This window comes from Ensifer sp. 2TAB8 (genome assembly GCF_052115125.1).
In the GTDB taxonomy this organism is placed as follows: Bacteria; Pseudomonadota; Alphaproteobacteria; order Rhizobiales; family Rhizobiaceae; genus Ensifer.
Genome location: NZ_JBFRGB010000009.1, coordinates 28,282 through 50,296, shown reverse-complemented (window position 1 = coordinate 50,296; position 22,015 = coordinate 28,282). Strand labels below are relative to the sequence as shown.

General features: G+C 61.6%; 18 protein-coding genes and 1 riboswitch. Of the genes, 14 read left to right on the top strand and 4 right to left on the bottom strand.

What is annotated here, in order from left to right:
• The first annotated feature begins 117 nt into the window (after positions 1–117).
• Complete coding sequence (locus AB4Z53_RS16475) at positions 118–939, top strand: enoyl-CoA hydratase (protein ID WP_113536973.1); 822 nt, start codon at positions 118–120, stop codon at positions 937–939.
• A gap of 3 nt (positions 940–942) precedes the next feature.
• Here the strand turns inward: AB4Z53_RS16475 and AB4Z53_RS16470 are convergent, their stop codons facing one another.
• Positions 943–1,779 (bottom strand): EamA family transporter, encoded by an 837-nt coding sequence (locus tag AB4Z53_RS16470; RefSeq protein WP_441596656.1) that lies wholly within the window; start codon positions 1,777–1,779, stop codon positions 943–945.
• 190 nt (positions 1,780–1,969) lie between these two features.
• Here AB4Z53_RS16470 and AB4Z53_RS16465 point away from each other — a divergent pair, with 190 nt between their 5' ends.
• From AB4Z53_RS16465 to AB4Z53_RS16450, 4 genes are all read left to right on the top strand, one after another.
• Positions 1,970–2,398 carry a CoA-binding protein gene (locus AB4Z53_RS16465; protein ID WP_113536930.1) on the top strand — a complete coding sequence of 143 codons (429 nt, stop codon included), beginning with the start codon at positions 1,970–1,972 and terminating at the stop codon, positions 2,396–2,398.
• A gap of 204 nt (positions 2,399–2,602) precedes the next feature.
• Positions 2,603–3,886 (top strand): O-acetylhomoserine aminocarboxypropyltransferase, encoded by a 1,284-nt coding sequence (locus AB4Z53_RS16460; RefSeq protein ID WP_113536931.1) that lies wholly within the window; start codon positions 2,603–2,605, stop codon positions 3,884–3,886.
• Between the two features lie 139 nt (positions 3,887–4,025).
• Positions 4,026–4,469: a DUF695 domain-containing protein gene (locus AB4Z53_RS16455; protein WP_162768695.1), complete on the top strand. Its 444-nt coding sequence runs from the start codon at positions 4,026–4,028 to the stop codon at positions 4,467–4,469.
• Between the two features lie 98 nt (positions 4,470–4,567).
• Positions 4,568–4,912, top strand: coding sequence for a cupin domain-containing protein (locus AB4Z53_RS16450; RefSeq protein ID WP_223726951.1), 345 nt, complete (start codon positions 4,568–4,570; stop codon positions 4,910–4,912).
• Between the two features lie 39 nt (positions 4,913–4,951).
• On the opposite strand, the gene AB4Z53_RS16445 is transcribed toward AB4Z53_RS16450, so the two are convergent.
• Positions 4,952–6,190 carry a cytochrome P450 gene (locus AB4Z53_RS16445; RefSeq protein WP_441596655.1) on the bottom strand — a complete coding sequence of 413 codons (1,239 nt, stop codon included), beginning with the start codon at positions 6,188–6,190 and terminating at the stop codon, positions 4,952–4,954.
• A gap of 207 nt (positions 6,191–6,397) precedes the next feature.
• Here AB4Z53_RS16445 and AB4Z53_RS16440 point away from each other — a divergent pair, with 207 nt between their 5' ends.
• The 9 genes from AB4Z53_RS16440 (at position 6,398) to AB4Z53_RS16400 (ending at position 19,024) form a co-directional block, all read left to right on the top strand.
• Positions 6,398–7,045: a VOC family protein gene (locus AB4Z53_RS16440; RefSeq protein ID WP_441596654.1), complete on the top strand. Its 648-nt coding sequence runs from the start codon at positions 6,398–6,400 to the stop codon at positions 7,043–7,045.
• Positions 7,046–7,207: 162 nt separating this feature from the next.
• Positions 7,208–8,065, top strand: coding sequence for an endonuclease/exonuclease/phosphatase family protein (locus AB4Z53_RS16435; RefSeq protein WP_441596653.1), 858 nt, complete (start codon positions 7,208–7,210; stop codon positions 8,063–8,065).
• A gap of 18 nt (positions 8,066–8,083) precedes the next feature.
• On the top strand, positions 8,084–9,643 hold the full coding sequence (locus tag AB4Z53_RS16430) for a phospholipase D family protein (protein WP_441596652.1): 1,560 nt from the start codon (positions 8,084–8,086) through the stop codon (positions 9,641–9,643).
• A 292-nt stretch (positions 9,644–9,935) separates the two neighbouring features.
• Positions 9,936–10,568, top strand: coding sequence for an ATP-dependent Clp protease proteolytic subunit (locus tag AB4Z53_RS16425; RefSeq protein ID WP_113536938.1), 633 nt, complete (start codon positions 9,936–9,938; stop codon positions 10,566–10,568).
• 282 nt (positions 10,569–10,850) lie between these two features.
• The gene (gene clpX, locus AB4Z53_RS16420; protein WP_077961578.1) at positions 10,851–12,128 is read left to right on the top strand and encodes an ATP-dependent Clp protease ATP-binding subunit ClpX; all 1,278 of its coding nucleotides are present in this window, start codon (positions 10,851–10,853) and stop codon (positions 12,126–12,128) included.
• 373 nt (positions 12,129–12,501) lie between these two features.
• Complete coding sequence (gene lon / locus AB4Z53_RS16415; protein ID WP_441596651.1) at positions 12,502–14,922, top strand: endopeptidase La; 2,421 nt, start codon at positions 12,502–12,504, stop codon at positions 14,920–14,922.
• A 220-nt stretch (positions 14,923–15,142) separates the two neighbouring features.
• Complete coding sequence (gene hupB, locus AB4Z53_RS16410; RefSeq protein ID WP_065777403.1) at positions 15,143–15,418, top strand: DNA-binding protein HupB; 276 nt, start codon at positions 15,143–15,145, stop codon at positions 15,416–15,418.
• 124 nt (positions 15,419–15,542) lie between these two features.
• A riboswitch (FMN riboswitch) is annotated at positions 15,543–15,746 on the top strand.
• A 79-nt stretch (positions 15,747–15,825) separates the two neighbouring features.
• Positions 15,826–16,740: a DMT family transporter gene (locus AB4Z53_RS16405; RefSeq protein WP_441596650.1), complete on the top strand. Its 915-nt coding sequence runs from the start codon at positions 15,826–15,828 to the stop codon at positions 16,738–16,740.
• Positions 16,741–16,816: 76 nt separating this feature from the next.
• Complete coding sequence (locus AB4Z53_RS16400; RefSeq protein WP_441596649.1) at positions 16,817–19,024, top strand: esterase-like activity of phytase family protein; 2,208 nt, start codon at positions 16,817–16,819, stop codon at positions 19,022–19,024.
• A 94-nt stretch (positions 19,025–19,118) separates the two neighbouring features.
• Here the strand turns inward: AB4Z53_RS16400 and AB4Z53_RS16395 are convergent, their stop codons facing one another.
• Together AB4Z53_RS16395 and AB4Z53_RS16390 are read right to left on the bottom strand one after the other, a co-directional pair.
• Complete coding sequence (locus AB4Z53_RS16395; protein WP_113536975.1) at positions 19,119–19,592, bottom strand: MarR family winged helix-turn-helix transcriptional regulator; 474 nt, start codon at positions 19,590–19,592, stop codon at positions 19,119–19,121.
• A 265-nt stretch (positions 19,593–19,857) separates the two neighbouring features.
• The gene (locus tag AB4Z53_RS16390) at positions 19,858–21,696 is read right to left on the bottom strand and encodes a methyl-accepting chemotaxis protein (protein WP_441596648.1); all 1,839 of its coding nucleotides are present in this window, start codon (positions 21,694–21,696) and stop codon (positions 19,858–19,860) included.
• Positions 21,697–22,015 lie beyond the last annotated feature (319 nt).

Here is a 22,015-nt window from a genome sequence, read left to right as displayed (position 1 = left end):
CGGGCGCAAGGGGGAAAAAGGTCTTAGATGAATGCGCCGACCGGTTCTTCGGTCACCTTGCACCGCAGGCGCGTCCGGCGTACCACCAAGCCCGAGTTCAAGTTTCAGGAGAAGAAGATGGCCGAAGTCGTATCGTTCAAGAAGGAAGAGCCGAATGGCCTGCTGCTCAGCGAACGCTCCGGGCCGGTGCTGCGGCTGACGCTCAACAACCCGCCGGCCAACGTGCTGTCGATCGCCATGATGGAGGCGCTGCACGCCGAGTTCGATGCGGTCGCCACCTCCAAGGACATCAGGGTCGTCGTGCTCGCCGCCACGGGCAAGCTGTTTTCCGCCGGTCACGATCTGAAAGAAATGACTGCGCACCGCGAAGACGATGACCGCGGCAGGGCCTTCTTCGAACGGACGGTCCGCCTCTGCGCCGATCTCATGCTGAAAATCACACGGCTGCCGCAGGCGGTCATCGCCGAGATCGATGGCTTGGCAACAGCAGCTGGCTGCCAGCTCGTCGCAAGCTGTGACCTCGCGATCTGCACCGACAGTTCCACCTTCTGCACGCCCGGCGTCAATATCGGCCTCTTCTGCTCGACGCCGATGGTCGCGCTCACGCGTGCGGCACACCGCAAGCAGGCGATGGAGATGCTGTTGACCGGCGAGACCATCGACGCTTCGACGGCCAAGGATTTCGGTCTCGTCAATCGCATCGTGCCGCAGCAGTATCTGCGCCAGGTCGTCGACAAATACGCCGCCGTGATCGCTTCGAAGTCGCCGCAGGCGCTGAAGATCGGCAAGGAGGCCTTCTATCGCCAGGCGGAGATGGACCTGCCTGAGGCTTACGACTACGCCGTCGGCGTGATGGTCGAGAACATGCTGGCGCGTGATGCCGAGGACGGCATCGGCGCTTTCCTCGGCAAGCGCATGCCGGAGTGGAAGGAAGACTGAGCGTCAGGCGAGCTTCAGAAGCAGGGCGCCAAGCGCAATGACGCAGGCAGCGGCGATGCGCCAGACGCTGACCGGCTCCTTGAGAAACACCACCGAGATCACGACGGCAAAGAGGATCGAGGTCTCGCGCAGCGCCGCGACGGTCGCGACCGGCGCCTTGGTCATGGCCCACAGGGCAAGTCCATAGGCGCCGATCGAGCCGGCGCCGCCGATGAAGCCGCGCCACCAGTTCTTGTAGACGTGGCGGGCGACCGGCTTGATGCCGCGCCGGGCAAAGGCCCAGGTGAACAGAAGAACCGGCGGCAACAGGGCCATCCACAGTGTATAGGAGATCGCGTTGCCTGAAACGCGCGCGCCGATGCCGTCGACAAAGGTGTAGCTGGCGATGACGCAAGCGTTGAGCAGCGCCAGAATGATGGCGTGTTTGCCGCCTTTTCGCGATTCGAAGGCAAGCGTCAGCACGCCGGCGGAGATCGTCAGGATGCCGATCATCGTGCCGAAGGTGAGCTTTTCGCCGATCAGCGCCCCACTGGCCATCGCGACGATCAACGGTGCCGCCCCGCGCATCAGCGGATAGACAAGGCCGATGTCGCCGGCGCGGTAGGAGGCGGCGACGAGCTGGAAATAGGCGAACTGGAACAGTGCCGAGACCAGGATGTAGGGCCAGGCTTCCGGCTTGGGCAACGGCATGAACGGCAGGATCGGCAGCGCTACGGCAGCTGCACCGAGCGCGATCATCGCCGCATCGAGCGATTTTTCCGAGCCTGCCTTGACCAGGGCATTCCAGGTCGCGTGCAACAACGCCCCGAACAGGACGAGCGCAATGACTTCAACGGGCAAGATGGGACCTCGGAAAACGATGTGGCAGGCTTTGTGAAGCTTGTCGCGCCGCTTGGCCGCAAAATCAATCGGAAAGTCTCACGCCAGCCGCTGTCTTCGGCTTGACGCGGTGGTCGCGGACCGCACTGTTGACTCGCCACACCCTGGTATCATTATACAATCGTTTAATTGGAATGGACCCGAAGCCTTAATGAACCACGACGCCTATCCGGACTATTATCTCGCCGACATCCTGCGCGAGACCAAGACGATCGCCCTCGTCGGCGCCTCGCCGAATGCCGAGCGGCCGAGCCACAGGGTCATGGCGTTCCTGCTGCGCAAGGGCTATCGGGTGATCCCCATCAACCCGGGCCATGTCGGCAAGACAATCCAGGGCCAGACGGTGGTCGGCAGGCTCGCCGACGTCAAGGAGCCGGTCGACATGGTCGATGTCTTCCGCGCCGCCGCCGCGCTTCCGGCACTCGTCGACGAGATCCTGGCACTGGACGCACTGCCCAAGGCAATCTGGGGGCAGCTTTCCGTGCGGCACGACGGTGCAGCGGCGAAGGCGGAGGCCGCCGGGATCAAGGTCGTCATGGACCGCTGTCCGGCAATCGAGTATCCGCGCCTGATCGGTTGACATCTCGTCCACAAGTACCGCCTGCAACCACGCAACCGTCAGTTTCGTAAAATCCTCTTTGACCGCGTGCGGTGGCTCTGGAATAGTGCCGCGGCTTCCGCGCTGAACCGCGGAGGTTTGCTCGCGGATAACGCGCAGATTCAAGATGATAGAGCGTTCTTGACCTGCCAGAAGGCGGTCGCGCTCTGATCATGGGAGGGGTGAATGACGAAAGACAATCCTGGTTTCAACACGCTCGCAATTCATGCGGGGGCGCAGCCCGACCCGACCACGGGCGCACGGGCGACGCCGATCTACCAGACGACGAGCTTCGTCTTCAACGACACCGACCATGCCGCAGCCCTTTTCGGCCTCCAGCAGTTCGGCAACATCTATACTCGCATCATGAACCCGACGCAGGCGGTTCTCGAAGAACGCATCGCGGCGCTCGAAGGCGGCACCGCGGCACTCGCTGTTGCCTCAGGTCACGCCGCACAGCTTCTCGTCTTCCACACGATCATGAGCCCGGGCGACAATTTCGTTGCTGCCAACCGGCTCTATGGCGGCTCGGTCAACCAGTTCGGCCACGCCTTCAAGTCCTTCGACTGGCAGGTTCGCTGGGCCGATCCAAGCGATCCGACTTCCTTCGAGGCGAAGATCGATCGGCGCACCAAGGCGATCTTTATCGAGAGCCTCGCCAATCCCGGCGGCACCTTCGTCGATATCGCGGCGATCGCCGAGGTTGCCCGCAAGCACGAGCTGCCGCTGATCGTCGACAACACGATGGCGACGCCCTACCTGTTGCGGCCGCTTGAGCATGGCGCCGACATCGTCGTGCACTCGCTGACCAAGTTCATCGGCGGCCATGGCAATTCCATGGGCGGCGTCATTGTCGATGGTGGCACCTTTGACTGGTCGAAATCGGGCAAGTATCCGATGCTGTCGGAACCGCGTCCGGAATATGCCGGCGTCGTGCTGCACCAGACCTTCGGCAACATCGCCTTCGCCATTGCCGCACGCGTTCTCGGCCTGCGCGACTTCGGACCGGCGATCTCGCCCTTCAATGCCTTCATGCTGGTGACCGGTTCCGAGACCCTGCCGTTGCGCATGCAGCGCCATTGCGACAACGCACTTGCGGTCGCCAAGTGGCTGAATACACACGACAAGATTTCGTGGGTGAACTATGCCGGGCTTGAGGACGACCCCAACCACGCGCTGCAGCAGCGCTATTCGCCGAAGGGCGCCGGTGCCGTCTTCACGTTCGGCCTCAAGGGTGGCTACGAGGCCGGCAAGCGCTTCGTCGAGGGGCTGGAAATGTTCTCGCATCTCGCCAATATCGGCGACACCCGCTCGCTCGTCATTCATCCGGCCTCGACGACCCATCGCCAGCTGACACCCGAGCAGCAGGTGGCGGCCGGCGCCGGTCCTGACGTGGTGCGCCTCTCGGTCGGCATCGAGGATGTCTCCGACATTATCGCCGATCTCGAGCAGTCGCTGGCAAAACTTTGATAGGCGTCTCGCCAGTCGTCGTTCGTTGACGACGACCCTTCTTTTCATGGCTGCGTCCGCTTCGGCGGACGCTTTCCGGTCGCCCATGCGTCAACTCACGAAATATCTCGCCTGCGCCATTCTGTATGGAAGCTCGTCGATGATCGCTCTTGCCCAAGACCGCTATTTTACCGCGACCGGCCAAGAGGACGGCAAGCCTCTGATCTTTCGAGGTCTAGGCAGAGTGCCTGCCGGCGTAAAGGAGGCGGACCTTGCAACCCGAGTAGCGATCCTTTGGCGCTACAAGTCTCATGCCAACGGGATGCCGGATGCGGAAACCAACGACGCACAAATCGCCTTCGAAGATGCTCTGGAACCGTTGGATGCAAGCGACACGAGCCGCCTAATGCTGGTGGTTACCGGGAACGGGCGCAAGGAGTGGCACTGGTATGTCAAGGACTTTGACGCCTGGATGGTGCTGCTCAATCAGAGGCTGGCGCAATACGCTGCCTATCCGATTGAGATTACATATAGCTACGAGCCGGCTTGGTCTCTGTACAAGGATTTCATGGCCAATCTGAGTGATCCGGAAGCGGCCAAATGACAAATCGTTTGATTTCAACGGCAGTGCCGTGAAAGGTGAACGATGATCGTAGACCGCGCGCAGGCGGAGGGGGCAGCCCTCGCCGTAAAGGTGCCAAGATGACGAATATGCAGAAGTTCGATCTGTCTTCCGTCGAGGCGGAAACCGGTACGCCGGCAGCCGAGCGGCTGATTTCCGGGGCACCGCAGTTCCGGACCTGGAACCTGGAGGAGGCCGATGGTGGCCTCTATGCCGGGGTCTGGGAATCGACGCCCGGAAAATGGCGGATCGTCTACGAGGAGTGGGAATACTTCCACATCATCTCCGGCTATTCGATCGTCACGCAGGATGGTGGCGAGGCGGCGCATCTTCGTGCCGGCGATAGCATGATCCTGCGCCCCGGCTTCGAAGGAACGTGGGAGGTGGTGGAGACAACCCGCAAGGATTACGTCATCCGCCTCTAAGCAACCAGACACCGGCGGCCGGACGGTCTCCGGTGCTGCTCACCAGACAAGGTCAAGGCGCTCCAGGCCGTGGAAATGGAACGCGTCCTTCACCTCGGGCTCGTTCTTCAGCCGCATATTCGGCAGTCGCCGAAACAGGATCGGCAGCGAGAGATTGAGCTCCAGCCGGGCGAGTGGCGCACCGATGCAGAAATGCAGGCCGGCCCCGAAGGAGACATTTGCGCCTTCGTCGCGCGTCGGCCGGAACACATTCGGGTCCGTGAATTTCTTCGGATCCACGTTCGCCGCTCCGAGCAGCAGGCCGATCTTGTCCCCTTTTCGCAGCGTGATGCCATCATCGAGCACCATGTCCGACAGGGCATAGCGCTGGAAAATGTGCAGAGGTGCTGCAAAGCGCAGGCACTCCTCGATCGCCAGCGCCGTTGCCGCTTCCGTGGCAAACAGATCCTCGACGGAAAGTTCCGATTGCAGAATGGTCCTGACGGCATTGCCGATTTGATGCACAGTCGCTTCGTGGCCGGCATTGAGGAGGAGGGCGGTGGTCGAGACCAGTTCCGCATCCGACAACCGCTCGCCATCCTTTTCGGAGGTGATCATGTGCGTCAGCAGGTCGTCGGCGGGGTTGCGGCGTTTCTCTGCGATGATCTTTCGGAGATAATCGGCAAAGTCGGCGGAAGCCTGGTTGGCGTCGAGCTCGGTTTCGTAGCTCGGGTCGAAGACATACATTTTGACCATGCGGTGCGACCAGTCGAGAAGGTCGGGCGCCGCCTCGACGGGAATGCCGAGCATGCGGGCGATGATCGTCACGGGAAGCGCTTCCGCAAAGGTCTTCAGCAATTCGACCTGACCGTCGTTTGCAAAGCTGTCGATCAGGGCATGCGACAGCCGCTCGATATCCGGTCTCAACTGCTCGATCTGCCGCGAGACGAAGGCCCGGTTGACGAGCGTGCGCAGCCGCGTGTGTGCCGGCGGCTCGAGCTCTAAAAGCGAATGCGCCTCAAGGGCGTCGAAATCCTTGAGATGTGGCTTCGGTGCTGGGAGGCCCACTTCTTCGCGCGTCGCCACATGCAGGATCTGCCGGCCGAAACGTCGGTCGCGGAGCAGCGCGTTCACCTGGTCATAACCTGCGAAATACCATTGCTGCCGCTCTTCCCAGAAGAAGGCCGGGCAGTGCGCGTGGATCTCGGCATAGGCGGCGAGGGGCTCACGGTAGAAGGCGGGATCGCGCGCGTCGATGGAAACGCGCCTTTGGGCGCAGTCAATGGTAATGGCAGGCATGCAACGGGCTCTTCCCAGGTTTGGATCGACGCCTATTTCTACGGGAACCGGCGTTCGGCCGGCAAGTGCCGATATCCCTCCGCTCACTCCGGGACGGCGTTGACAGTGCCTGCGATGGCGGTCAATCTCGTGGCGCTGCGTAGGGCGCATCGGCAGGAGGCTGAAAGGGCAATGCCCGCCTACGGAAGACACACCGTAGTTGCGCCCATGCCAAACCTTGAAAACCTGAAGAAGCAGGCGAAGCAGTATCTCAAATGGCATCGCGAACGGTACCATCCGGTCGCCGCCGAGATCAGGGCTGCGTTGCCGCGTTTCCGTGGCCTTGATGACGACGCCATTCTCAAGTCGGAGTTCAAGCTCGCCGACGCGCAGGAGCTGATTGCGCGCCAATCGGGATTCGACAGTTGGCAGGCGCTCAAATCAGGAGCCCTGACAATGACTACACACTCAACTCCCACCACATCGCAGCCGCTGCTGCAGTCGGTCGCCGCACAGTTGTTTGTCGCCGATATCAAGGCCTCATGCGCCTTCTACACGGAGAAGCTCGGCTTTACCGTCGATTTCGTCTACGGCGAGCCGCCCTTCTATGGGCAGGTCGTTCGAGACAATGCCAGGCTCGCTCTACGGCTGGTCTGCGAGCCGGTTTTCGTCGGCGACATTCGCGAGCGCGAAGACCTGCTATCGGCGGCCATCACGCTCGAAACCGCCAATGACATCAAGCAGTTGTTCCTGGCCTATCAGGCGGCTGGCGTGTGCTTTCACCAGCCTTTGCGGACGGAACCCTGGGGCTCACGCACCTTCATCGTGCTTGATCCGGACGGAAATCTGATCCTGTTCGCAGGGCCGGCTGACTGAGTGAGGTTGGCGACAATGGACACCGGCGCTGCTCCTGCAGGACCGGCTTCCAGCCATTCGACGCGACAACGCAGTTGCGAAACAACTTCCGTCCCTGACCCTTTTTCAGTGGCGCCCGGTGACCTATTTGCGCAATGATGCGGGCAGCAGGCAGGGAGCGGCATGGCAAAAAACCAGTCCAGTCTATCGGCGGGGATCGTCGCAGCGATCCGCAAGCGGCGCCCCACGGTCGTTCATCGCGAAGCTGCGGTGAGCCGCGGGGATATCGTCATCGCCTCCTACAACATCCACAAATGTGTCGGTACCGATGGCCGCTTCGATCCCGGGCGGACCGCCAACGTGATCGGCGAACTGGGTGCCGATATCGTTGCGCTTCAGGAGGCGGACCAGCGGTTCGGTGAGCGCGCCGGTCTTCTCGATCTCGAACATCTCCGGCGCGAGGCCCATCTCGTCTCAGTGCCGATCTCCGGTTTTTCCGCCAAGGGGCATGGCTGGCACGGCAATGTATTGTTGCTGCGCGAGGGCGCCGTCTCCGATGTCCGTCAACTGAAGCTTCCGGGCGTCGAGCCGCGTGGCGCGCTCGTCGTCGATCTCGACCTGAAGGTTGGCCCCTTGCGCATCATCGCCGCCCATCTCGGTCTTCTCAGGCATTCCCGCGCTCAGCAGGCCGAGGCGATCCTCGAGGCGGCAGCCGATGCGAACGGGCGGCCGACGCTGCTCATCGGCGATCTCAACGAGTGGCGCATGGGCCGGCGGTCGTCGCTGTCCTTCCTGAGCCCCGTTTTCGATCCTTCGCATGCCACGGTCGCGAGCTTTCCGTCGCGCTTTCCGCTGCTGCCGCTCGATCGCGTGCTTGGCAACCCGCACAATCTGGTAACCTCGGTCGCCRTGCATGATTCACCGCTCGCGCGGATCGCCTCGGACCATCTGCCGGTCAAGGCGTCGATCGCCTTGAAGACCGCCCAGCAGGACAATCGAGACGGCAAGCGCGTCGAAGCCGGTCGCGCGGGGCAGGTCTGACGACGGGGCGAGCTTTCGATGTTGTCCTCCGCTCTGATCACCGTCGCCGCCATCGTCGGTGTCGTCGTTGCGGCCATCCTCTACATCTACGGCCGGTTCGGCCGGCGCCCGCACGGCCCGCCGTCAACGGCGCTTCCCGTGGCTGAGGCAGGTACGGACCTCGACCGGCACATCACGCCGCTTCTTGCCGCGCATGTGGGCGCAAATGGCGTGGCGCTCGTCTCCGACAACATCGAGGCTCTGGTCGTGCGCGCGCATGCGGCCCGGCGCGCCGGCCGCAGCCTCGATCTGCAGTACTATTATTGGAAGGGTGATCTGACCGGTCTTCTGCTGGCCCGCGAGATTCTGGCGGCGGCCGACAGAGGCGTGCGTGTCCGCTTGTTGCTCGATGATATCAACGCCGGCATTCACGATCGCATGTGCATTGCGCTCGACGCCCACCCCAATATCGACGTGCGGCTGTTCAACCCGAGCCGGGCGCGCACCGACCGTTTTCGCCGCGGCTTCGAAATGGCGATCCGCGCCTTCAGCGCCACTCGCCGCATGCACAACAAGCTGTGGGTGGCCGATGGCCGCGTCGCGATTGCCGGTGGCCGCAACATCGGTGACGCCTACTTCGATGCCGCCGAACTCTCCAACTTCCGTGACCTCGATGTCTGGATGGTAGGGCCGGTACTGGAACAGGCATCCGCGATGTTCGACCGCTATTGGAACAGTGCCTCGGTTCTCCCGATTGCGGCGCTGCGCACGCCACGCAAGCAATATTTGCCGGCGCTCCGCGAGGCCGTCGACGCGCTTGCCCTGACGCCTGCGGGCCGGTTCTATCTCGAGCGTGTCGATGGGGCAGTCCAGCAAGCCGATATCTACCACGGCACACGGCAGCTTCACTGGAGTTCGGAGATCCGTCTGGCATCCGACCCACCGGAAAAGGCCCTGATGCAGCGGCGCCAGAACTGGTTGCTGCGCGAACTCTTCCCGTTGATCGAGGCGGCGGTGAGAGACCTCAGGATCATTTCGCCCTATTTTATCCCCGGCGTCGCCGGCACCAGGGAGCTTGTCTCCCTTGCCGCGCGCGGGGCGCGGGTGTCGGTGCTGACCAACTCCCTTGCCGCGACCGACGTGGCAGCCGTTCACGGCGGCTATATCAAATATCGCCGCAAGCTCGTGCGCGCCGGCGTGGAGCTCTTCGAGCTGAAGGAGCAGGGGGACGTTGCCGAGGGACACCGCATGTCGCTGTTTGGTGCCCGCAATGCGAGCCTGCACAGCAAGGCCTTCGTCGTCGATGGTCGTCATGGTTTCGTCGGCTCCATGAACTTCGACCCGCGGTCCGCGTCGCTCAACACGGAAATGGGCGTCGTGTTCGCGGACGCTGCACTCGCCGGCGAGCTCGCCGACATGTTCGAGGAGGAGACCTCGCCCTCGATCAGCTATCGGCTGGGCATGGACGGTTCACGGCTTGTCTGGCGTGATCGCGCCGAAGGCTCCGAGCGGCTGTTGCGGCGCGAGCCGGATGCCAGCCTTGCCAGGCGCATGATTGCCAACCTGATCCGTATTCTGCCGATCGAGTCCCAGCTCTAGGAAGGCGGCGGTGCCGGCACAGGATTTGCCGTTCGTTTACCGACGTCGTCGAACCCTGTGTGAAATGCTCGGTCGCGGCGGCTTGCGCTGCGCATATCGGTGAAAAATGGCGCTATTGACAACCATGTGTGGAGGAGCGCCGAACTTCGCAGTAATGCGGGGCTTCGATTAAGCTTATCGAAGCTTCGCGACTTGAAGTGAAGGGTGTTGACACTCTATGTAGGGACAGAAGGCAAATCCCGTGATTCCCGGTTCGCAAAGGTTTTGCGAGCCCGATTGATGAAGGTTCGATATGAGAAATCCCGTTGATACCGCCCTGGCACTGGTGCCGATGGTTGTTGAACAGACCAACCGCGGTGAACGTTCCTACGATATCTTTTCGCGCCTTCTGAAGGAGCGCATCATCTTCGTAACCGGCCCGGTCGAAGATCAGATGGCGACGCTCGTTTGCGCTCAGCTGCTTTTCCTTGAGGCGGAAAACCCGAAGAAGGAAATCGCGCTCTATATCAATTCTCCGGGCGGTGTCGTTACGTCCGGCATGGCGATCTACGACACGATGCAGTTCATCAAGCCTGCTGTCTCGACGCTCTGCGTCGGCCAGGCAGCCTCGATGGGCTCGCTGCTCCTGGCGGCCGGCCACAAGGATATGCGCTTTGCCACGCCGAATGCGCGCGTCATGGTTCACCAGCCCTCGGGCGGTTTCCAGGGCCAGGCCTCCGATATCGAGCGCCACGCCCGCGACATTCTCAAGATGAAGCGTCGCCTCAACGAGGTCTACGTCAAGCATTGCGGTCGCACCTACGAGGAAGTCGAGCAGACGCTCGATCGCGACCATTTCATGAGCGCGGATGAGGCTCTCGAGTGGGGAATCGTCGACAAGGTGCTGACCTCGCGCGAAGAGATCGAAGGCGCGGAGCAGGCCTGATAACGCGCTTTTGTGTCGCGATAGATGTAATTGTGACACAATTGTAATGGCTCAAGGGCTTTATCGTCAGGGTAAAGCCGTTAATATGGACCGTTAATGCTATGTTGGATTCTGAGGGCATAGTGTTCGGATGAGTTGGGAGAGTCGTTGCAGCCGCATCGGGCATGTCGCCCTGGTGCGGTAAGTACTCCCGGAAGCCCTGCGTGAGGATAGGCTACAGGGCGAATTGAGTGGTCCGCGATGCTTCTCTTGAGGTGTCCGGCGTGCTGGAAGGAAGTGGAAATGAGCAAGGTCAGCGGAAGCAACGGCGGTGACTCGAAGAATACGCTTTATTGTTCGTTCTGCGGCAAAAGCCAGCACGAAGTCCGTAAGCTGATTGCCGGACCGACCGTCTTCATCTGCGATGAATGCGTCGAACTGTGCATGGACATCATTCGCGAAGAGAACAAGACCTCGATGGTCAAGTCCCGCGATGGCGTTCCGACCCCTCAGGAAATCATCAAGGTCCTCGACGAATACGTCATCGGCCAGCAGCAGGCCAAGCGCATCCTCTCGGTCGCCGTGCACAACCACTACAAGCGCCTGGCGCATGCGGCCAAGGGCAGCGACGTCGAGTTGGCGAAATCCAACATCATGCTCGTCGGCCCGACCGGCTGCGGCAAGACCTATCTCGCCCAGACGCTCGCCCGCATCATCGACGTGCCGTTCACCATGGCCGATGCCACGACGCTGACCGAAGCCGGGTATGTCGGTGAGGATGTCGAGAACATCATCCTGAAGCTGCTGCAGGCTGCCGACTACAACGTCGAGCGCGCGCAGCGCGGCATAGTTTACATCGACGAAGTCGACAAGATTTCGCGCAAGTCGGACAACCCGTCGATAACCCGCGACGTTTCGGGCGAGGGCGTTCAGCAGGCACTGCTGAAGATCATGGAAGGCACGGTCGCATCCGTGCCGCCACAGGGTGGCCGCAAACATCCGCAGCAGGAATTCCTGCAGGTCGACACCACCAATATCCTCTTCATTTGCGGTGGCGCTTTCGCCGGCCTCGACAAGATCATCTCCGCCCGCGGCGAGAAGACCTCGATCGGCTTCGGCGCCACGGTTCGCGCGCCGGAAGACCGTCGCGTTGGCGAAGTGCTGCGTGAACTGGAGCCGGAAGATCTGGTCAAGTTCGGCCTGATCCCGGAATTCATCGGCCGTCTGCCGGTTCTTGCGACGCTGGAAGACCTCGACGAGGACGCGCTGATCCAGATCCTCTCGGAGCCGAAGAACGCGCTCGTCAAACAGTACCAGCGCCTGTTCGAGATGGAAGACGTGGAGCTTACCTTCCACGAGGACGCGCTGCGCGAGATCGCCCGCCGGGCAATCGTGCGCAAGACCGGTGCTCGCGGCCTCCGTTCGATCATGGAAAAGATCCTGCTCGATACGATGTTCGAGCTGCCGACGCTCGAGGGCGTGCGCGAAGTGGTCATCTCCGACGAGGTGGTCAAGGGTGCGGCGCGGCCGCTCTACATCTACTCCGAGCGGTCGGACGAAAAGACCAACGTTTCGGCCTGATAGCGCCGAAATATCGTTTGAGAAGCCCGCCTTGTGCGGGCTTTTTCATGTTCGCCCACTTAGCTGTTGAGACAAAGCCGCCGCAGCGCAGATTTCACAATTCGATTGTTGCTAAAGTGTCTCAAACAACGCAATGATGTGACGATTCAATGAAGGACCTTTATCGTTGCGCGTCCTTGAGCCTCGTTCTCCGTCGCAAGGCCCGCAACAGAAATGATGCGTAGTCAGAAGGACCCGGCCACGGTTGGTGGGTGTCGCGTCAGCCTTGAAATGGACGCGGTGGCACTCCACTTTCATGTGGAAAATATGACAACCGGGAGTGCCTGCGGGGCTCCCGGGAACGGGCCCGAAATCGGGACGGAAAGGAAATGACATGACGAACAAAACGTCACCGGCGACTGAAAGCGCGACCTACCCGGTCCTGCCGCTCCGCGACATCGTAGTCTTCCCGCACATGATCGTGCCGCTCTTCGTCGGCCGTGAAAAGTCGATCCGTGCGCTTGAGGAAGTCATGGGCACCGACAAGCAGATCATGCTTGCCACCCAGATCAATGCCACCGACGACGATCCGGAACCTTCCGCGATCTATGAAGTCGGCACCGTCGCCAATGTCCTGCAATTGCTGAAGCTGCCCGACGGCACCGTCAAGGTGCTGGTGGAAGGCCGTGCGCGCGCCAAGATCGACGGCTACACGCCGCGCGAGGAATTCTACGAGGCGTCGGCGCATACGCTCGGCGAGCCGGAAGAAGATCCGGTGGAGATCGAGGCGCTTAGCCGCTCGGTCGTCTCCGAGTTCGAAAGCTACGTAAAGCTCAACAAGAAGATTTCTCCCGAGGTCGTCGGCGTCGCCAGTCAGATCGAAGACTATTCGAAGCTCGCCGATACGGTTGCTTCGCACCTTTCGATCAAGATCGTCGAGAAGCAGGAAATGCTGGAAACCACCAGCGTGAAGATGCGTCTGGAAAAGGCGCTCGGCTTCATGGAAGGTGAGATTTCCGTCCTGCAGGTCGAAAAGCGCATCCGCTCGCGCGTCAAGCGCCAGATGGAGAAGACCCAGCGCGAGTACTACCTCAACGAACAGATGAAGGCGATCCAGAAGGAACTCGGCGACGGCGAAGATGGCCGCGACGAGATGGCCGAGATCGAGGAGCGCATCGCCAAGACGAAGCTTTCCAAGGAAGCGCGTGAAAAGGCTGACGCGGAGCTGAAAAAGCTGCGCCAGATGAGCCCGATGTCGGCGGAAGCGACCGTCGTTCGCAACTACCTGGATTGGCTGCTCGGGCTGCCCTGGGGCAAGAAGTCGAAGATCAAGACGGACCTGAACCATGCCGAGGAAGTGCTCAACGTTGATCACTTCGGCCTCGACAAGGTCAAGGAACGCATCGTCGAGTATCTCGCCGTGCAGGCGCGTTCGACCAAGATCAAGGGCCCGATCCTGTGCCTCGTCGGCCCTCCGGGCGTCGGCAAGACCTCGCTCGCCAAGTCGATCGCCAAGGCGACCGGCCGCGAATATGTGCGCATGGCGCTCGGCGGCGTTCGTGACGAAGCCGAGATCCGTGGCCACCGCCGCACCTATATCGGCTCCATGCCGGGCAAGGTCGTTCAGTCGATGAAGAAGGCGAAGCGGTCCAACCCGCTGTTCCTGCTCGACGAAATCGACAAGATGGGTCAGGACTTCCGCGGCGATCCGTCGTCGGCGCTGCTTGAGGTGCTGGATCCGGAACAGAACTCGACGTTCATGGACCACTACCTGGAAGTCGAATATGACCTGTCCAACGTGATGTTCATCACCACGGCCAACACGCTGAACATTCCGGCGCCGTTGATGGACCGCATGGAAGTGATCCGCATCGCCGGCTACACCGAAGAGGAAAAGCTGGAGATCGCCAAGCGGCACCTGCTGCCGAAGGCGATCCGCGACCACGCGCTGCAGCCGAAGGAGTTCTCGGTCACCGACGGTGCGCTGATGGCGGTCATCCAGACCTACACCCGCGAAGCCGGTGTGCGTAACTTCGAACGCGAGTTGATGAAGCTCGCCCGCAAGGCCGTGACCGAGATCATCAAGGGCAAGGCCAAGACGGTCGAAGTGACCGCTGCCAACATCAACGACTATCTGGGCGTTCCGCGCTTCCGCCACGGCGAAGCCGAACGTGACGATCAGATCGGTGTTGTCACCGGTCTCGCATGGACCGAGGTCGGCGGCGAGCTGCTGACGATCGAAGGCGTCATGATGCCCGGCAAGGGTCGCATGACCGTCACCGGTAACCTGCGCGACGTGATGAAGGAATCGATTTCCGCGGCGGCCTCCTATGTCCGTTCGCGCGCAATCGACTTCGGCATCGAACCGCCGCTGTTCGACAAGCGTGACATTCACGTGCACGTACCGGAAGGTGCGACGCCGAAGGATGGTCCGTCGGCCGGTGTCGCAATGGCAACCACGATCGTGTCGATCATGACCGGTATCCCGATCTCCAAGGATGTCGCGATGACCGGCGAGATCACGCTGCGCGGCCGCGTACTGCCGATCGGCGGTCTCAAGGAGAAGCTCCTGGCGGCTCTCCGGGGTGGCATCAAGAAGGTGCTCATCCCTGAGGAGAACGCCAAGGATCTCGCCGAGATCCCGGACAACGTGAAGAACGCGCTGGAAATCATCCCGGTTTCGCGGATGGGCGAAGTGCTTGAACACGCTCTGGTGCGCATGCCGGAACCGATCGAATGGGACCCGGCAAACGAGCCGGCAACCGTCGCAGCGGTTGATTCGCAGGACGAAGCGGGCTCTTCGATCGCCCACTAAAAAGTGCCAGTGAATGGGCGGAGCGACCTCACGCGGCGCCCATTTTGCAGAAAAATTGGGAAGACCGGCCTCTGGCCGGTCTTTTTTGTTGTAAAAGCACGCTGCAAGCCTTGCATTCCAAGGGATTAGGCGCAATTGGGAAAGGCAAGACGCGGGCGATGCGCAAGCCGCCGCGGCTTAAAACACAGTCGTTTCGAACCAATCTGAAAGGGGTGGAAACATGAACAAAAATGAGCTCGTGTCTGCCGTTGCTGAGAAGGCCGGACTTTCCAAGACCGACGCATCTTCTGCAGTTGATGCAGTTTTCGAGACCATCCAGGGCGAGCTGAAGAACGGCGGCGACATTCGCCTGGTCGGCTTCGGCAACTTCTCGGTTTCGCGCCGCGAAGCCTCGAAGGGCCGCAACCCGTCCACGGGTGCGGAAGTTGACATTCCGGCTCGTAACGTGCCGAAGTTCACGGCCGGCAAGGGCCTGAAGGACGCCGTCAACGGCTGATCAGATTTGCTTGGCGGCCGGACACGAGGCCGGCAGTCCAGGTATTCGAGGGTTCGGCGAAAGCCGGACCCTTTCGCATTTCGGGGGCGGCCCTTGCAGCCTCCCGCCATTTGCTCTACGGCTTGCCCATTCTCAGGGCGGGGTGAAAGTCCCCACCGGCGGTAAGGGCACCACAGCGCCGCGCGTCCTTCAAGACGCGCAAAGGTCGCTGTCGCACGATGGTGTGGCCCAAGCCCGCGAGCGCCTTTCCCCCGCAACGTGGAAGGGGTCAGCAGATCCGGTGCAATTCCGGAGCCGACGGTCATAGTCCGGATGAAAGAGAATGGTCGTCGGCACGAAGGGCAGAGGTTGCCCGGCGTCGTGCCGTGCGCTCATGCGTCCTGATTTGTGTTTGTCCAGTGTTCAGGATGCATGACATGAATCAGACTTCCCTCGGCTTCTCCTCCTCGCGCGCCATGGCCGGAGCCGGCTTCATGGTGCTGGCCGGTATTGCCTTCGCCGGCCTCAATGTCGTCACCCAATGGCTGACGATGAAGCTCGGCTTCCCCGCTGCCGCGACCGCCTTCTGGCAATACGCCTTCGCCTTCCTCTTTTCTTTGCCGTTCCTGCGCCGCGTCGGGCTTTCGGCGATGCGCACCGATTACCCCTGGCGTCACGTGGTGCGTGTGGCGCTTGCCGCCTTCGGTGTCGGAGCCTGGGTCTCCGGCCTTGCCCATGTGCCGATCTGGCAAGCGATTGCTCTGGTCATGACCTCGCCCTTCTTCATCATCCTCGGCGCCCGCCTGTTCCTCGGCGAACGCGTCGGGCCGGCGCGCTGGACCGCAACGGCGGTTGGTTTTGCCGGTGCGATGATCATTCTCCAGCCCTGGTCGGACAGCTTCACCTGGGCAGCACTTCTGCCGATCCTCTCCGCGCTGCTCTGGGGCGCCTCGTCGCTCATCACCAAAAGCCTGACAGGCCGCGAGCGTCCCGAAACCATCACCATCTGGCTGCTTGTCCTTCTGACCCCGATCAATGGCGCCATTGCATTCACCGCCGGTTTTGCGGTGCCGGATGGCGCGGCACTCGGTCTTCTCCTACTGGCCGGGGTGATGACCGTTTTCGCGCAGTACTTGCTGACGCTCGCCTATACGGTTGCCGACGCTGCCTATGTGCAGCCCTTCGATGATTTGAAGCTGCCGCTCAATGTCTTCGCCGGCTGGCTGGTCTTTGGTTATGCGCCGACGGGCTATCTCTGGTTCGRCGCGATCCTGATCCTCTGCGCGTCGCTTTTCATCATGCGCAACGAGATTCGGCGCGAGCGGGAGACCGCGGGCGCCTGAATGGTGCAAAACCGTTCGGCTGTCATTCGGATGTCATCCCCATCGCGCAGAAACCCCTTGTTTTTTAGAAGTGTCCATGGGGGATTTCATGACCATTAGATCGCGCGTGACGGCGCTTGCCGCCGTCCTTCTCGCTTCCGCGGCTTTTCCCGCGGCGGCCGAGCCCGTCTTCAACCGCATTGCGTCCTTTGCTGTCGCTGACAATCTTCCGGAAGGTGACGCGCGCAAGGCGCCGACGTCCGCCGAGATCATCACGGCCAGCGAAGACGGCAATACGCTGATCTACTCAGACAGCCCGGGCAAGCGCATCGGCCTGATCGACATCACCGATGCCAAGGCGCCGAAGGCCGCCGGCACGATTTCTTTCGACGGTGAGCCGACCTCCGTTACCGTTGCCGGCGGTAAGGCGCTCGTTGCAGTCAACACGCGCGAAAGCTTCGTCAAGCCCTCCGGTCTCCTAGCTATCGTCGATCTGGCATCGAAGAAGGTGGAGAGCACCTGCGATCTCGGTGGTCAGCCGGATTCGGTCGCCGTCAACCAGGACCGTACGCTTGCGGCCGTCGCCATCGAAAACGAGCGCGACGAGGAACTGAACGACGGCAAGATCCCACAGATGCCGGCCGGCGACCTGGTGATCCTGTCGCTGAAGGACGGGGTGGCCGATTGCGGCTCGCTGAAGCGCGTGACGTTGACCGGTCTTGCCGAAATCGGCGGCGAGGATCCGGAGCCGGAATTCGTCTCCTTCAATGGCAAGGACGAGATTGCGCTCACGCTGCAGGAAAACAACCATATCATCATCATCGACGGCAAGACCGCGACGGTGAAGACGCATTTCTCCGCCGGTACGGTCGACCTCAAGAACATCGACACCAAGCGCAACGGGGCGATCGCTTTCAAGGACGAGCAGCCGGGTCGCAAGCGCGAGCCCGATGCCGTGAAGTGGCTTGACGACAACCGGATCGTCATTGCCAACGAAGGCGACTACGAAGGCGGTTCGCGCGGCTTCACGATCTTCGATACGACTGGCAAGGTTCTCTACGAATCGGGTGCCAGCTTCGAGCATGCCGTTGCCGCGATCGGTCACTACCCGGAAAAGCGCTCGTCGGCCAAGGGTGTCGAGCCCGAAGGTCTGGAAGCGGCGAAGTTCGGCGACGACAACCTGTTCTTCCTGCTCGCCGAACGTGCTTCGGTCGTCGGCGTTTACAAGGACACCGGTGCGGAGCCTGAGCTGCTGCAGCTCCTGCCGTCAGGCATCTCGCCGGAGGGCGCTGTTGCGATCCCGTCGCGCAACCTGCTTGCGACCGCCAACGAACTCGATCTCGTCGAGGACGGCGGCGCGCGTTCGCACGTCATGATCTACGAACGCGGTGAAGGCGAGGCTGCCTATCCGCAGATCCGCTCCGCCGAGAAGGACGGCCTGCCGATCGGCTTCGGCGCACTTTCCGGTCTCGCGGCCGTCGCGGACAAGCCGGGCTTCCTGCGCGCCGTCAACGATTCGGTCTACTCGTCGCAGCCGACGATCTTCACGATCGACGCCACGCAGAAGCCGGCGCTGATCACCGAAGCGCTCGCCATCACCCGTGACGGTGCGCCGGCTCAGAAGCTCGACATCGAAGGCATCGCCAATGACGGGGAAGGGGGCTTCTGGCTCGCATCCGAAGGCAATTCCGACAAGCTCTACAGCCACGCGATCTTCCACGTGAACAAGAAGGGCGAGATCAAGAAGGAAATCGCCCTGCCGGAGGCCCTGCGTGCGGGCGAAACCCGCTTCGGCTTCGAAGGCATCACGGTTGTTGGCGAAGGCGATGACCAGACGCTGTGGATGGCCGTTCAGCGTGAATGGAAGGACGACGAGAAGGGCTTCGTCAAACTCGTTTCCTATAACCCGAAGAGCGAAGAATGGGGCGCCGTGCGCTACCCGCTGGAAAAGGCCGGTGAAGGCTGGGTTGGCCTGTCGGAAATTTCCGTCCATGGCGACTACGTCTACATCATCGAGCGCGACAACCTGATCGGCCAAGCCGCCAAGCTCAAGAAGATCTACCGCGTCGCGCTGACGGAACTGAAGCCGGCAGCACTCGGTGGCGATCTGCCTGTGGTCAAGAAGGAAGAGGTTCGTGACCTCATTCCGGAGCTGAAGGCGCTGAACGGCTATGTCGTCGACAAGGTCGAAGGCTTCACCGTCGATGCCGCCGGCAACGGCTACGTCGTCACCGACAACGACGGTGTCGACGACTCCTCCGGCGAGACCCTGTTCTTCTCCATTGGCGCCATCAACGCGATGTAAGCGTTATCGCCCGGAGAAAACGGAAGAGGCCGGGACATGATGTCCCGGCCTCTTTCTATTTCGGCATTGCGCGATCCAGTAGAGGGAGCCGCTATTAGCGGGCGACGGCGACCTGCGCCGCTTCCTCTTCGTCCTTGCGCTTGCGGATATCGTCCGTCTTGTCGACCAGCTTGCCGACGATGTCGTAGAGCGCGTCGAGTTCTTCGTCGTCGAGCGCAGAGAAGATCTCTTCGAGCAACTGCTTGCGCGGATGCTCGGCGGCTTCGAGCACGATGCGGCCCGTTTCGGTAATCGAGACGATCTTGGCGCGCCGGTCCTCGGGGTCGGGCTTGCGCATGACCAGGCGGTCACGTTCCAGGCCATCGATGGCCTCGGTGACCGTGCGTGGCGCGAAATTCAGCGCACAGGCGATATCGGTCGAGCGGCAGGGGCCGAGCTTGCTGAGAAAAAAGAGGAATTTGCTGCGTGCCAGCGACACGCCTTCTTCGGTCATCGATTCGTTCACCAGCCGGTGTACCCGGTGGTAGAGCTCGAACAGCCTATCTGAAACTTCGAATGTCTTCTTCATGATCGTCGTTGGAATTTCATGAGGTGCCATGTGAAATGGCAGTAACATTAGTGATAGTTATAATTGCCGCATTTGTCGACATAAACCTCCGGCGTTTCACGGTAAGTACCTTGCCGACAAAGAAACGGCCGCCGTTACCGGCGGCCGTTTGACTTGCAGTTTGCAAGAATTTCGCGTTTTGAGCGGTCCTGCTTTGACGCGGACACTTCAGCGTCGAACGAGAAATCCGCGGGGACGGCTCGCAGGGCGCGCGAGCCGCACGGGATTATGCCGCCCGACGTGTCGAGCCGGCGGAGGGCGCGTAGCCGTAGGTCTGGGCTTCTTCCAGCGTGAAGCGGGCGATCAGTTCGCGCAGGCGGCCGGCTTCCTGGGCAAGCGTTGCGCTTGCGGCATTGGCTTCCTCGACCATGGCTGCGTTCTGCTGGGTGACCTGATCCATCTGGTTGACCGCGGTATTGACCTCCGACAGGCCGGCAGACTGTTCCTGTGCCGAGACGGCGATCGCATCCATGTGCTGGTTGATCGTGACGATGAAGCCTTCGATGGTGCGCAGAGCCTCGCCGGTTTCGCGAACGAGCCGGACGCCGCTTTCGACTTCGACGGTGGAGTTGCGGATCAGGTCCTTGATTTCCTTGGCCGCATTGGCCGAGCGCTGGGCGAGCTCGCGCACTTCCTGGGCGACGACGGCAAAGCCCTTTCCGGCATCACCGGCGCGGGCCGCTTCGACGCCGGCATTCAGCGCCAGAAGGTTGGTCTGGAAGGCGATCTCGTCGATCACACCGATGATGTTGGAGATCTGGCTCGACGAATGCTCGATACGACCCATGGCATCGACCGCGCCCGAGACGATCGCGCCGGACTTGCGGGCGCTTTCATTGGCCTGGCTGGCCACCGTGCGCGCCTCATGGGTGCGCTTCGACGAGTTGCCGACATTGGCGGTGATCTGGTCGAGTGCCGCGGCTGTCTCCTCCAGCGAGGCGGCCTGCTGCTCGGTCCGGCGCGACAGGTCGTCGGCGCTCTGGCTGACTTCGCGCGCACCGCTGTCGATGCTGCCGGAACTCGCCGAAACGGCCGCGAGCGTATCGGCGAGCTGGGCGACGGCCTGGTTCAGATCGTGACGCAGCTGCTCGAAGTCCGGCGCGAATGGTTCGTTGAGCTGGAAGGCGAGATCGCCGGAGGCAAGACGGCGCAGACCGCCGGCAAGACCGGCCGTTGCTTCCTGGAGGCGGCGCTGGGCCGCGGCTTCCGCTTCTTCGGTCAGACGCAGGCGATCCGCCTCAGCCTGGGCGCGCTGCGCCTGGGCATCCGCTTCGAGCTGCTGGTTGGTGATAGCCGCCTGGCGGAAGACTTCGACGGCACGGGCCATCTCGCCGATTTCGTCCTTGCGGGCGCCGTAGGGGATGTTGCTGTCCGTGTCGCCTTCTGCGAGACGCGCCATCGAACGGGTGATGATCTGGATCGGGCGGGCAATACCACGCACGGCGTAAAGAATGGCGCCGAGCACGATGATGGCCGCAACGGCGATGACCGCCATTTCGATCATGCGGATCTGGTCATGCGTGGCCGAGCTTGCCGCAACCGCGGCATCGGCACCGGCGAGGTTGATCGCGCGCACTTTCTTGATCGCCTCGTCGACCTTCTGCTCGGTCTCCCGCATCTCGACCTTGAAAACGCTCTGTGCCTTCATGTTCTCAAGATTGTTGGAGAGCTTCACCATGCCGTCGGCAATCGAGAGGTAAGCCTGATAGGCAGTGCGCACTTTTTCCAGCGCGGCCTTGTCTGCATCCGTCACCATCAGCGCCGCATAGTCGTCGGCGAGCTTGTTGAAGCCTTCGACGGTCTGGCCGATGACTTTCTCGGCGGCTTTCTTTTCGAAGGGCGTCAGCGAGATCAGGTGGCGCGCAAAGGCCATGCGCGTGTCGGAAAGCTGGGTTTCGAGCGCGCGGGAAAGCGAGACGCGCGGCAGCCAGGTGGTGGCGATCTCGTTGTTGCGCTCGTTCATCATCTTGATGCCGCCGAGCGAGGAGACGGCCAGCGCCGTGACAATTGCGGCGACCACCAGGAAAAGGGCAATGAGCGTATGTGAAATCTTGAGCCGTGACATAGGTTCCCCCCGGAAGGACGGCCGTCCATAAAAGCTGTACTTGATGAAGTCGTTCCGGCTCTTGATCGTCATGACGGAGCGGATGCCGAAGCAGGAATCATTCCGGTGCCTGGATGCGCTTCAAGCGCAGCCGGCGGAAACCTAACGAACAAGATATTACAAAAGCCCTAATCGATTAAAGTGAGTATAATCTGATATTTGCATGTATTCTGGGGCCGCTGTTGATCATTCGCATTCGGCAATCACCACGGGGATGTTCTGTATTAGTCTTGGCTTTACTTAGGCGGTCTGGAATTTGCGCGTCGAGAGCGGGCCAATC